Genomic DNA, 12590 nt, shown 5'->3' with positions numbered 1-12590 from the left:
CGGACGCTTTGATCAGGATCGTCGAAGAAACCGGCTCCACCAACGCGGATCTGGCTGCGCGCCTTGCGGGCGGGGAATACCTGCCCGAAGGCGAATGGCTGGTCGCCGACCGGCAGGTCGAGGGGAAGGGGCGTCTCGGCCGCGTCTGGAACGACGGGGCCGGGAACTTCATGGGCTCAACCATAGTCCGATTGGCATCCGCCGATCCGCCGGCGCAGACGCTGGCGCTGATGGCCGGTCTCGCCGTCTACGAGGCGCTGGTCGGCTATCTTCCCGAACGCGCCGATCTTCGGCTCAAGTGGCCGAACGACCTGCTGCTGGGCGGCGCGAAGATCGCGGGCATCCTGCTCGAAGCGGTAGGAGATCTCGTCATCGTCGGCATCGGCGTCAACCTGCGGGTGGCCCCCGAGGTGCCCGACCGCAGGGTGGCGGCGCTTTCGGACCTCGGCGTCGATCTTGGCCGCGACATGTTCGCCCAGGCGCTGGCCGTCGCGTTCGACCTGGAATTGCATCGCTGGCGAACCGCCGGCCTTGCTCCGCTCCTGCGGCGCTGGCAAAGTGCCGCGCATCCGAAGGGTACCCGGTTGACGGTGCTCCCTCCGGGTGAGGAAGCGTTTGAAGGCAGCTTCGCCGGGCTTTCGCAGGACGGCAATCTCCTGCTGGATCTGGAAGACGGATCGCGGCGCACGATCCATGCCGGCGACGTCCTGCTTGCAAGTGCGCCGCATTGAGGAAACCGTAAGCCATGCTGCTCGCCATTGATGCCGGCAATACCAACGTCGTTTTCGCGCTGCTGGAAGGGCGCACGATCAAGGGCCGCTGGCGCATCGCTACCGACCCGCGCCGTACCGGCGACGAATACGCCGTATGGCTGATGCAACTGCTCGCCATCCGCGGGGTCGAGGCGAAGATGATCGACCGGATCATCATTTCGACGGTCGTTCCGCGCGCGCTTCACAATCTCGAAGTGCTCTGCCGGCACTATTTTCAAGTCGAACCGCTGATCGCCGGCATGGGGGCGGCCGACTACGCCATCGATATCGATGTCGATGAACCGAAGTCTTTGGGTGCGGACCGCGCGGTGAACGCCATTGCCGCACATGCCAAGCACGGAGGCGACCTCATCGTCGTCGATTTCGGCACGGCCACGACGTTCGACGTCATCGACTTCCACGGCGCCTACAAGGGCGGCATCATTGCGCCGGGCATCAACCTCTCGCTCGATGCCCTGGTGGGCAACACAGCCAAGCTTCCGCGCATCGCCATAGAAATTCCCGAAAGCCCCAGCGTCATCGGCCGCAATACCGAGGATCAGATGCTGATCGGCGTGTTCTGGGGCTACGTTGCAATGATGGAAGGCCTGATCGCCCGCATCCGCGCCGAGATCGGGCGCCCCGCCAAGGTCGTCGCCACCGGCGGCCTGGCGGTGCTGTTCGACCAGGCGACCGAGATATTCGATGCGGTCGAGGCCGACCTCACGATCGAGGGCCTGGCAATTCTGGCTGAAAGGGCCGCATCCAAGTGATTCCCGGCAAGGAACTGGTTTTCTGTGCGCTCGGCGGTTCGGGCGAGATCGGCATGAACGTCAATCTCTACGGCTGTCAGGGCAAGTGGCTGATGGTCGATCTGGGCATGACCTTCGGCATGAACGAATACCCCGGCGTGGATCTGGTCTTCGCCGACCTCGAATTTATCGAGAACGAGCGCGAGAACCTGCTCGGTATCGTGCTCACCCACGCGCATGAGGACCACATCGGTGCAGTCCCCTATTTCGCCGAAGATCTCGACGTGCCGCTCTATGCCACGCCCTTCACGGCCAAGCTGGTGGCGGCCAAGCTGGAAGAGGCGGGTCTGCTCGACGAGGTGGAACTGATCGTCATCGACGATCTCGAGGAATTCCAGATCGGCCCCTTCGGCGTGCGCTACGTGCCGCTTGCGCACTCGATTGCCGAAGGCAACGCGCTGGTGATCGAGACGCCCTATGGCCGCATCTTCCACACCGGCGACTGGAAGCTGGACGACGCGCCGCAGATCGGCACCCCGGCAACGGCCGAGGAACTGACCGCCATCGGCGACGAGGGCGTGCTGGCGCTGGTTTGCGATTCCACCAATGTCTTCAACGACAAGGCTTCGGGATCCGAAGGCGAGGTCTACGAAGGCCTGCTCAAGGAAGTGAAGCGCCACAAGGGCAAGCGCGTGCTGGTCACGACCTTCGCCTCGAACGTAGCGCGGTTGCAGACGCTGGGCGACGTTGCGCGCAAGACCGGGCGGCGGCTCTGCGTGGCCGGGCGCTCGCTCGACCGCATCATCCGCACCGGACAGGCTTGCGGTTACCTCAAGAAACTGCCCGAACTGGTCGACATCGAAGAGGCCATGGATCTGCCGCGCGACGAAGTGCTGATCATCGCCACCGGCGGGCAGGGCGAGCCGCGCGCGGCGCTGGCGCGCATTTCCGAAGGCAGCCACCCGATCAAGCTGGAAAAGGGCGATGTCGTGCTCTTCTCCAGCCGCCAGATCCCCGGCAACGAGCTTTCCATCGGCCGTATCCAGAACCGGCTTGCCGAAGCGGGCGTCGAACTCGTCACCGACCGGCAGAGCATGATCCACGTCTCGGGCCATCCGGGACGTCCCGAACTCGAAGCGCTCTATGGCTGGCTGCGCCCGCAGATACTGCTGCCGGTCCACGGTGAAATCCGTCACATGAAGGAGCAGGCCCGGCTCGGTCTTTCCTGCGGCATTCCCAAGGCGGTGTTCCAGAAGAACGGCGATCTCGTCCGTCTCGCGCCCGACCATCCCGGCAAGTTCGGTGAAGTGCGGGCCGGACGGCTCGTACTCGACGGCGACATCATCACCCCGTCCGATGGCGAGGCGATGGTGATGCGCCGGCGCATCGGCTACAACGGCGTGGTCTCGGTCGCGGCCGACCGCAAGGGTAATGTCGAAGTCGCCGCGATGGGCTTGCCGCTCGACGAGGACTATGCCGAATTCGTGGAGGAAGCCCGCCGCGACGTCGCCGAGGCCCTGAGGCGGGCGAAGAAGGGCGATCGCGATGCCCGCTCCGAGGCGGCCCGCCTTGCCGCGCGCCGGGCCGCCACCCGCTGGTCGGGCAAGCGGCCGCAGGTCCAGGTCCTGTTGCTGGAGGATTGACCCCATGCACATGCAGTGGTTCTCGATCGTCGCGATCTATGGCCTGTTCTGGGTGCTGAGCGCCTTTCTGGTCATGCCCTTCGGCCTGCGCACGCCGCATGAGGAAGGGAAGAAAATCGAGACGGGGCATGCCGACAGCGCACCGGTGAACTTCCGGCCCGGCAAGATCATCCTGCGCGCGACGCTGCTCGCCGCCGTGCTCTTCGCCATCTACTACGCGAATTACATCTACGGATGGATCACGCTGGAAGACCTGAACTTCTTCGGCAAGCCGCCGGTGGAGGATTTGGGGTACTGATGTAGATCGCACGCTCCCGAAAGGGGCGCTATGTATGTAATTTAATTGACTCAATTCCGTTCTGAATTGACCTTTTCTCGGCGCGTGCGCACCAGAGCCATATTTCAATGGCGGGGTTGATTCATGAAAATTCGATACTGGACAGCGAGCGCCATTGCGCTGCTTTCGCTTTCGGCATGCGGTGGCCGAACGGGCGGCGTGGGGAGCACGCCGGCACCGACTCCCGCTCCCAGCTCAACTCCTACTCCCACCAACGCCACGCTTACAGATCTCAAGTACAGCCAATCGTTTTCCAACGACGCCGCCTATCTCAAGGGTACGTGGGACAAGACGACCGGGACTGCGATTGACGGACAGGCCGAAGCCGGCTCCCTGAACATCGATTACGATGCGAAGACAAGCAGCTATACCGTAAGTTCGGCCAGCCGCAGCCTGTCCTTCGCTTCTGCCGACATCAGTTCACAGGATCTGGACGAGACGGTCTACAAGAAGACTTCCGGTTCGCAGACCGATTATCTGACGCTGGTGAGCAGGCCCTATTCCGGCGGTAATGCCAAGCAGTACGTCGGGATGGGCTACTGGCAGCATAATATGACCGAAGGTTCGAATCAGTCGGTCGAATTCGCGTCGTTCACCTACGGGTTGCCTACGCAGGCTGCGGCGGTGCCGAGAAACGGGACGGCCGCCTACGGTATCGATGTTTTCGGCCTCGTGTCGATGCCGGGTGAAGAGCCTTTGTCCTTCCAGGGCGCGGGACAGTTCAGTGTCGACTTTCTGCAGGGCATCTTCGACGCTCAGGCCTATGTAACCGAATACGGACTGGTTACGGATTTCAGCGCCATGGGCGGTGGCATCGAGTTTCGCGCTGGAGGCAGCCTTTCTGCCATAGACGGCAGTTTCTCCGGCAATGCCGTCTATGGCAGCTGGAACGGACAATCCTCGGGTTCGATAGCGGGGCGCTTCTTTGGGCCTAATGGCGAAGAACTCGGCGCAACTTTCGCTACCGGCAACGATTATGGAATGGCTGCCGTAGGGTCCTTGGTAGGATCGAAAGACGCCTCTTTGAAACCAGTCAATCAGACGCTGACAGCCATGACACAGGAGCAGCTTTTCTACTACACTGGCGAAGGGGTCAACGGCAGCCTGAGGTGGCTGAATTCAGAGACGTTCGATATCAACATGCCATCTTCCGACATGGTCGGCGGACGGTTTACCATCAATGACAAGATTGCCAGCGCGGACCCCAATTTCACGGCATATGCCAAGTCTGGCGACAACGGATACGGTGAGCAGCAGGTCACGCTGGAACTGTACAAGCCCGGCGCAGCGAACAGCGAGGTGCAGATGACCTACGCCTCGTTCGGCCACTGGACCGGAACGTATGGCGGCCCTGTGTCGGATTACTACTTCACGTATGGCTTCAAAACCGGTGACAATTATCTCGCGGCACGCACGGGTAAGGCGAGTTATGAAGGCATCGCTTATGGTACCGGGGTCAATGCGGATGCATCGGCCAAATACGATGTGACAGGGAACTCCGCCTTCAGCGTCGACTTCTCACGGCAGGCGTTCACCGGAACCCTGGCGCTGAAAGGCACCGAACAGGTCACCAAAGCCCTTGCAGATTTCGGTGTGTTCAACATCGATGGCGCGCTGATTGCGCGCAACTCGATCCTCGAAGGTGGGATCGACCGAGACGGTTACTATGGCGGATCGTTCTGGGGGCAGTTCTACGGGCACAATGCCGAAGAACTGGCTGGCACGTTCTGGGTTCTTACGCGTGCAGGGCAGGGCGATCCCCTGGAAGTGGGCATTCGTGGCGCCACGGTAGCAAAAGCCAGATAGACGATCGGCAAAAACGGCGTGAGCCGCCCGTTGCAACTGATACCGGACGGGCGCCGCCGTTCATAAAACTGGTAGCCGGAACTATCCCCGCAACCGCTCGATGCCCTGCGCCAGCGCCACGTAGAGCTTGCCCATGTCCGACGAAAGCAGGGTGACGCCGAGGGCATTGCCGTCGCGCGTGGAAAGGACCTGACGCAGCACCGCTTCGAAATCGTGGATGTAGCGGCTCACGTGCTCGCGGAAGGTATCGTCGCGTTCGAAGAGTTGCTGGATCTGCTTCACTTCGCCGCTTTCGAGCAGTCGGACTGCCCTGCGTGTAAAGATGCCGCGGTCGCCGCGCAGGTAGGCCGCCCAGGCCGTGTCGGCGACGTCGGTCGAAAGTGCGCCGGCAATGTCGATCGAATTGGAGTTCAGCGATTCGGTAATAAGGGCGACGCGGCGGGCGAAGTCGTTATCGACCTGTTCCTCGGCCCGGCTGCGCGCGTGGGCGACGCGGTTTTCCAGGTTGCCGGTCAGTTCATCGACCTTGGCCAGCTGGTCGCGCAGCTGGATCGTCGCTTCACGCGAAACGCCGGAGGCATGGGAGACGGCCTGTTCCAGCTGGCCCGAAATCTCCGAGACCTTGGCCCGCATGGCCCGGTCGATGGCCTTCCCGCTTTCCTCGCTCAACGCTTCTGCGACCGAGGCGATGCGTGCTGCGCTGTCGTTCTCGATGGATTCCACCGATTCCGCCAGTGTCGCACGCAGGGCGGCGATCGCGGCCGTCAGTTCGTCGCGGGCCTTGCCGCTCAGCCGCTCGGTCGACTGGTCGATCTCGGCCAGCGTGTCCTGCAGCCGCTGGAGATGCTCGGAGTGGATATTGTTCTGGCTGACGATGGCGGACTGCGCATCGGCAAGCTGCGCCACGAGCGACTTGAGGTTTGCACCCGACTGCTCGATCCCCGAGGCGAGATCCTCGCTGCTTTCCGCCGATTCCCGCAGGACGTCGAGAAGGTCCGACACGCCGCTTTCGAGGCGGACCAGGCGTCCCTCGGAAACGGCGAGGGCTTCGGGCAAGGCGGAATGGGTGTTCTTGGCGCTGGCCTGGATCAGCTCGAGCAGGCGCACCGAGTCTTCGGTGAGTTTCTCGACGTCGCGATCCGTTGCCGTAAGCGTTGCGCGTGCCGCGGTCAGGCGTTCGGTCAGGGCTTCGAGGCTGGCGGTCAGGTTGCTTTCCGTCTCGCCGCTCTGGCCGGCGATATCGGCGAGCCGGGCTTCGAAGCGCTCGAGTTCTTCGGTCACGGCTTGCGCGCGCTCGGCGAGCGCCGTGGTCTGCCGGCGGTGGCGCTCGAGGCGTTCGGCGATGTTGCCGTCGAGTTCGCCGAGCATGTGTTCGATGCGGGTGATCGCATGGCGTTCCTGCTCGACCTGCCGTGCCTGACGCTCTTCGGCCTCGATGGTGAACTTTTCGGCTCGTTCGCCGAGCGCCGCGTCCATGCGGTCGGCTTCGTCCGAAAGAGTCGCGAGGCGGGCGGAGAGCGCATCGACGGCGGCTTGCTGCGTGGCCGCAATCGCCTCCGAAGCCGTCGACTGTTCCTGGCGCAGCGCTTCCAGCGAAGCCTTCAGCGTCTTGATCACGTCCTGCTGGGTCAGCCTGAAACCGGCCGCAGCGGAAGACTGTTCCTCGCGCAGGGATTCCAGCGATTCCTTGAGCGCGTCGATAGCGCCCCGATGGGCTTCGGCAATGCGGTCGGTGCTGGCAGCCTGATCGGCCTCGAGCGCCGCGAGGGATTCCTTGAGCGCTTCGCGGGCCCGTACTTCGCCTTCGCGAAGCGCGCGCGCGACGACGTCGCTTTCGTCCCGCAGCGAGACGAGACGGGCGCGCAGCGACGTCAGGCTCTGCGCTTCGTGTTCGTCCAGCTCGTGCCGTGTCGAATCGATTTCGGCCGCGAGCGCGGAGGCCCGGCTGCGCAGCGAGGCGATGGCATCGACCTCGTGCTTGTCCAGATCGATGCGGAACTCTTCTCCACGCTCGGCAAGGGCGGCAAACCGTTCTTCGGCAATGGCCTGGAACTGTTCGGCCTGGCGTTGGAATTCCTCCAGCGTTTCGGAGACCCGCACGCGCAGCGATTCGACCTGGCGTTCGCTGGCAGTGCCGAACTCGTTGAGCCGGTTGAAGCCCTGGACCATGTTTTCCAGCTGCACCTGCGCCGTGCGTCCGGCATTGCCGATGTTGTTGGTGACGTCCTTGGCAGAACTGGCGATGACCGGAAGCTGGCCGCGCAGCTTCTCCATGTTCTGCAGGGCTGCGCTGCTGACGGTGCTGATCGATTCGACGCGCGAACCGTTGTCCCGCACGAGGTCCTGCAGGCGCTCGGCATTCTGGGAGAGGCGTTCCGCGGCCATGCGGCCGAGCGATTCCAGGTCTCGCGACTGGGCGGCGATGAACTCGCGCGCGAGGCTGAGCTCGCGGTTCACGGTAGTGAGGCGTTGTTCGAGCAAGGCGGATTCGGTCGACAGCGTGCGCGCGACGTCGCCGAAGCGTCTGCCCTCGCGCGTGCTGTGGCGCAGCGCCAGCAGCCAGACGAGGCCGATCAGGAGGACGGGAACACACCATTGCATGACCAGCTGGGGTACTTCGGCCAGCGGTACGCCCGCCTGCAGTGCGGGCAGCAGGGCCCAGATGAACAGGCCGCTCCAGGCGGCCACGGCAAGACCGGCCAGCACCGGAGCGATCCATCCGCCGGAGCCGGCAATGTCGTGCGCCTCTGTATCGTCTACGAGGGCCTCGTCCCAGGTTTCCTGTTCCGTGGCCTGCGCACCGGGTGCTTCGGGCAGCTCCGTCGCCTGGTCGCGAGCGACCTCGGCGTTTTCGCCGTCATTCGCGCCGAACGCGATGATCCTGTTTTCCCCTGCCATCTCGACAGGATATCACGGATGGGGCGGCAATAAACCCCGGATTAACTCTTTCCGTCTTATTCTGGAAACATGGCTTATGAAGCAGGTGCCCTCGAAGAGACGCTCGCGGCGGCGGCAGGCGGCGATGCCGAGCTGTTCGCGGAATTGCGTGGCTCTTTCATAGAGGGCGTGGCGCGGCAGGCGGATTTGCTCGAACGTTCGCGCTGCGACGGAAACTGGCACATAGCGGCCATGCGCCTCAAGGGTCTGGCCGCCAGCTTCCATTGCCCCCGTTTGCTCGAGTTGGCCGAAGAGGCCCTGGATGCCGCGCCCGGCGATCCGGCGGTCGTGCGCCGGCTAAAGACCTATGTGGCGGAGTTTTCCGCTGGCTGATTTTCGCGCGCTGCTTGGCACGCGCTGCCGGGGGGCCTAAATCAGGCACCGCGGAGCCGGAGGAAGGACTTGCGGATAGCATTGCTGGCCATGACGGAACCTGCTGCTGCAGGACAGCCGTTTCCGCGCGCGTTCCTGTCGGTGGCAGGTGCGACGCTGGCACAGCACCAGCTCGGGCTGGTGTTGGCGCTCGATTGCCAGCGCGTGATTTGCCTGGCGCGCGGCACGTCTCCGGAAGTCATAGCCGTCCAGCACCTCGCCGAAGACGCCGGACTGAAATTCTCGATCGCCACGGGCCCCGGGCAGCTTTCCAGCCTGGTGACCGCCAACGACGAACTCGTGGTGGTGAGCGAAGGCCTGTTCGTCGAGCCCGCAAAGGCGGTGCCCCTGCTCGAGGACCGCGGTCCCGTTGTGCTGGTGCAGCCCGTGGAGGGTGCACTGGCGGCCGGCTACGAGCGCATCGACATCAATCGCGCCGGTGCCGGGCTGATGCGGGTACCCGGCCAGCTGGTCGAGCGCCTGCGCGAGCTGCCGGCCGACTGCGACGTGGTATCGGCCCTTACGCGCATCGCGCTGCAATCCGGCGTGGCCATGCGCGAGGTGCCTTCGGCGGTCCGTGTCGGCACGGACTGGCGCATGATCCGTACCGAGGCAGAGGCTTTCGCGCTCGAAAACGAGTGGCTGCAGTCCCGCGTCGCCGATGGTCCGACATCGCCGGGCCGGTCCCTGGCGCGGCTCGGCGTCGTCAGTTTCGGCTCCTCGTTGCTCCATGCCGGAAATGCCAGCAATGCGCTTTCCATCGCGGTCGTGGTCGCGCTGGTGATCGCCGGTGGTCTGGGGTGGTTCGGCCTCGTCTGGGGCGGATTCCTGTTTGCGGCGTTCGCCTGGGTGCTGTGCGAAGCGACGCGACTGGTGCGATCGGTGGAACGCCACGCGCTGGGCCGGATGCCCCCGGCCATTCCCCGCGCCGATCTGCTGGGCTGGCTGACCGACCTGGTGTTCGCGCTCCTGATCCTGGCAGGCACGCCGCGTTTCGCGGGAGAGCTGGCGGTATCGTGGTTGTCCGTGCCAATTGTCTTCATGCTGCTGGTGACGCTGCTGCCGCGGGTCGTCTCGGGCAGCGCGGCGCGGTGGATCGGTGATCGTCTGGTGCTGGGACTGGCCTTGACGGTAGTGTCCGCGACAGGCCAACTGCTGCCCGCCGTGCAGATTATCTCCATCGGCCTGATCGTGACGGGGCTGCTTCTGCCTGCAAGATCGAGAGATTAGTCCGTATTTAACCAAAAGCGTAGTACATAGGACGGATGATCGACCAAGCTGTCCATCCGGCAAACGGAGAAAACGTCGAGGCCGTGCTGCGCGAAGAGCTCGCGCGAGGCGACGCCATGGCGCAGACCGTACTGCCAGTTCTCCGGCATCTCGTGGCGGCGGAGGACAGTTCCGTTTTCAGCGACGAAATTCTCGCGCGCGTTCGCGGCATGCTGGCCGACCTTGCGGGGGAACTGCTGGCCGTCCTGGCAGCCGGTGACGAGCCGACCGATATCGGCATTGACGCGGAGCATTTGACGCAGGCGTTTATCGACAATCCCGGGCTGCTTTCGCATCTCCACGCGCTGGCGCTAGAGTGGCAACTTACTGAAAGACTGCAGGTTCGCCTGTCGCTCGATCCGGTCGTCTCGCCCTTGATGCAGAACCTGATCGCTTCGCCCGATGCGGCGACGCAGGATCTGGCGATGACGTTTCTGGCCGGCCAGGCCCGGTGGTGCCAGGCGCAGCGGCGCATGAAGCTGCCCTTGCGCGAATTGCCCGGCGAACTGCTTCATGCCGTGCTGCTCACCATGCGGTTGGTCGCCCAGGAGGCACCTCGTGCGGCGGATCGCGTGTCCTATGCCGAAGCTGCCGTTCGCCAGTCCTACGACGAGGGTGCCAGTCGGCTCGGACTGGCTTCGCGATTGATCATGAACCTGGGCAGCGGCGCGCAGGCGGCGCTTTCGGTTAACCATGCCGGGGTTGCCCTGTTTCTCAGCGCCCTCGCGGCGGGATCGGGTCAGGACCGCGATGCCGTCACGTTCTCGACCCACGAGGCGCAGGTCGCACGCATGGCTCTGGCGCTGCGCTCCGCGGGACTCAAGCCGGCCGCCGTCGAAGAGCAGTTCCTCGCCCTTCATCCCGAAGTAACTCTGCCGCCGGGCTTCGAACGGCTCGGCCCCGATCTCGCAGCAGCCATTCTCTCCTCCGGCCAGTCTGCAGGACGTTTCGGCGGCTGATGAACGGCCAGGCCACCATTCTTGCCCGTGCGGTCAGCGACGAAGGCGATCGCCTGCTCAGCGCAGACGAGCCGCTCGCAGGCCTGCAACTGCGCTGCGGGGGCGAACTTCCGGGCACTATTGCACCGCCCGAGTTGCACGAGTTGGTTCGCAAGGCCCGGCGCTACGGGTTCAAACTGGCGCGCGCGGTCTGTGTGCAAGATGGGGCGGATACCGTCACGGCCTGGGTGGAAGTGGAGCCGCAGGGCGATGGGCAAGGGTGCGAATTGCGCGTCCTTAGCTGGCATTCGGCACCGACCCCGCCGGAAGAGCCTGCGGCGACGGAAAGCCGGCGTCTGCTGACCGAACGTCATCTGGCCGAACTCTCGGCCCAGCTCGACGCCGGTCAGCGGCTTCTGGCCGTGGCCTGCAATTCCGCGGAGCTTGCCGGGACTGCGCAGACCATGGAAGCGGGATTGGGCCGGCTTTGGACCGAGTTCCTGCCGCTGGCCGATGCCGCGCACCAGCAACCGCTTCACTGGCGTCTGCTCGACGGCGCGCGTGTGCTTGTCGAGGGTTCGGAACGGACCTGGCGAGTCGCCTTGATCCCCCACATGCAGCCCGGTTTCGAGCCGGTCGGTTTCGAATTGCTGCTGCTTTCGGACGAGCCGGCTCCGGAAGAGGTGTCCGCTTGCGGTACGCCGGTAACTTATCGCCGCCGCAGCCTCGTCGGGCAGGATCTTGCACCAGTGCTCAAGCAGCCGATTTCCCGCATCATCGCCAATGCCGAGACGATCCGCACGCGTCTCGCCGGGCCCTTGCCCGATGCCTATTCCGACTACGCCGGGGAAATCGCCAGCGCGGGGAAGCTGCTGCTCGAGCTTCTCGACGACATGGCCGACCTCGAAGTTGTCGAATCGGAGGGATTCAGCACTGCGCCCGATCGTATCGACCTCTCCGAAGTGGCGCGTCAGGCAGCCGGCATACTCGGTGTTCGCGCGCGGGAAAAAGGCATCGCGCTGCAACCGCCGCAGCCTTCCGAGACGCTGCCCGCCATCGCCGAGTTCCGCCGCGTGCTGCAGGTCCTGCTCAATCTGATCGGCAACGCGATCCGCTATTCGCCGGAAGATTCCGAGGTCTGGATCAGGCTGGAGGACGCCGGCGATCGTGCCCGGGTCATCGTGGCCGACCAGGGGGCGGGAATAGCCGAAGACCAGCAGGCCCGCATGTTCGAGAAGTTCGAACGCCTGGGCCGCAGCGGCGATGGCGGGACCGGGCTTGGCCTGTACATCTCGCGTCGTCTTGCCGAAGCGATGGGCGGAAGTCTGACCGTCGAAAGCGCGCCGGGGCAAGGCGCGCGCTTCATCCTCGACGTGCCTGCCGACCCGGAAGGGTGATTACGCCCTGCCGTTTCCGCGGCGAGCGAGCCAGATCACGATCAACCCTACGGCTGCCAGCAGAGCCCCGCGTATCGCCCAGGCCCTGTCGGCAAGCATGAAGCTGTCCGCCGGCCAGAGCACCACGCCGGTGCCCTGGCCCACCCACAGCAGACCCATGGCCACTGCAAGCAGGCCAAATATGAAAGCGATAATCCTGACAAACAGCATGGTGTCGCGTCCCGCTTGGTCTTCGCCCAAGGTGATAGCGGCTTGTGGCGGGATTGTGGCTTAAAAGTTCGACAGCGTTTCGCCGTTCGGCTTCACGAAGTGTTCGTACCGTCAGTTTCCGGTGCTATGGAGCGCAGACAGAATAGCGAACGGTCCGGCACTGAAGATGGATGACTT

Annotated in this window: 11 protein-coding genes; 9 read left to right on the top strand and 2 right to left on the bottom strand. The window is 64.3% G+C overall.

Features of this window, described 5'->3' with window-relative positions:
- Positions 1-8: 8 nt before the first annotated feature.
- From LK12_RS12385 to LK12_RS12365, 5 genes are all read left to right on the top strand, one after another.
- A complete protein-coding gene (locus LK12_RS12385) occupies positions 9-731 on the top strand; it encodes a biotin--[acetyl-CoA-carboxylase] ligase (RefSeq protein WP_039284101.1) in 723 nt (240 codons plus the stop codon).
- Positions 732-745: 14 nt separating this feature from the next.
- Entirely contained in the window at positions 746-1525 is a 780-nt protein-coding gene (locus LK12_RS12380; protein ID WP_039284098.1) for a type III pantothenate kinase, read from the top strand.
- Positions 1522-3147 (top strand): ribonuclease J, encoded by a 1626-nt coding sequence (locus tag LK12_RS12375; protein ID WP_039284094.1) that lies wholly within the window; start codon positions 1522-1524, stop codon positions 3145-3147. Before LK12_RS12380 ends, LK12_RS12375 begins: the two co-directional genes overlap by 4 nt.
- Before the next feature lie 10 nt (positions 3148-3157).
- Complete coding sequence (locus tag LK12_RS12370) at positions 3158-3445, top strand: DUF1467 family protein (RefSeq protein WP_039285269.1); 288 nt, start codon at positions 3158-3160, stop codon at positions 3443-3445.
- Between the two features lie 198 nt (positions 3446-3643).
- Positions 3644-5290: a transferrin-binding protein-like solute binding protein gene (locus tag LK12_RS12365; RefSeq protein ID WP_231568337.1), complete on the top strand. Its 1647-nt coding sequence runs from the start codon at positions 3644-3646 to the stop codon at positions 5288-5290.
- Positions 5291-5371: 81 nt separating this feature from the next.
- Here LK12_RS12365 and LK12_RS12360 read toward each other — a convergent pair whose 3' ends face one another.
- The gene (locus tag LK12_RS12360) at positions 5372-8188 is read right to left on the bottom strand and encodes a coiled-coil domain-containing protein (RefSeq protein ID WP_039284086.1); all 2817 of its coding nucleotides are present in this window, start codon (positions 8186-8188) and stop codon (positions 5372-5374) included.
- Positions 8189-8257: 69 nt separating this feature from the next.
- Here LK12_RS12360 and LK12_RS12355 point away from each other — a divergent pair, with 69 nt between their 5' ends.
- The 4 genes from LK12_RS12355 (at position 8258) to LK12_RS12340 (ending at position 12203) form a co-directional block, all read left to right on the top strand.
- A complete protein-coding gene (locus LK12_RS12355) occupies positions 8258-8560 on the top strand; it encodes a hypothetical protein (protein WP_039284084.1) in 303 nt (100 codons plus the stop codon).
- A 90-nt stretch (positions 8561-8650) separates the two neighbouring features.
- Complete coding sequence (locus LK12_RS12350; protein ID WP_039284082.1) at positions 8651-9829, top strand: hypothetical protein; 1179 nt, start codon at positions 8651-8653, stop codon at positions 9827-9829.
- 35 nt (positions 9830-9864) lie between these two features.
- The gene (locus tag LK12_RS12345; protein ID WP_039284080.1) at positions 9865-10827 is read left to right on the top strand and encodes a hypothetical protein; all 963 of its coding nucleotides are present in this window, start codon (positions 9865-9867) and stop codon (positions 10825-10827) included.
- Positions 10827-12203, top strand: a complete 1377-nt coding sequence (locus tag LK12_RS12340; RefSeq protein ID WP_039284077.1) for a sensor histidine kinase — start codon at positions 10827-10829, stop codon at positions 12201-12203. The genes LK12_RS12345 and LK12_RS12340 overlap by 1 nt, the downstream gene beginning before the upstream one ends.
- Here LK12_RS12340 and LK12_RS12335 read toward each other — a convergent pair whose 3' ends face one another.
- Positions 12204-12443: a hypothetical protein gene (locus LK12_RS12335; RefSeq protein WP_331454139.1), complete on the bottom strand. Its 240-nt coding sequence runs from the start codon at positions 12441-12443 to the stop codon at positions 12204-12206. It abuts the gene before it with no gap.
- Between the last annotated feature and the right edge of the window lie 147 nt (positions 12444-12590).

It is taken from the genome of Novosphingobium malaysiense (assembly GCF_000802225.1).
Classification (GTDB): Bacteria; Pseudomonadota; Alphaproteobacteria; order Sphingomonadales; family Sphingomonadaceae; genus Novosphingobium; species Novosphingobium malaysiense.
The sequence above is the reverse complement of the archived record's forward strand: the minus strand, read 5'-3'. Positions and strand labels throughout refer to the sequence as shown.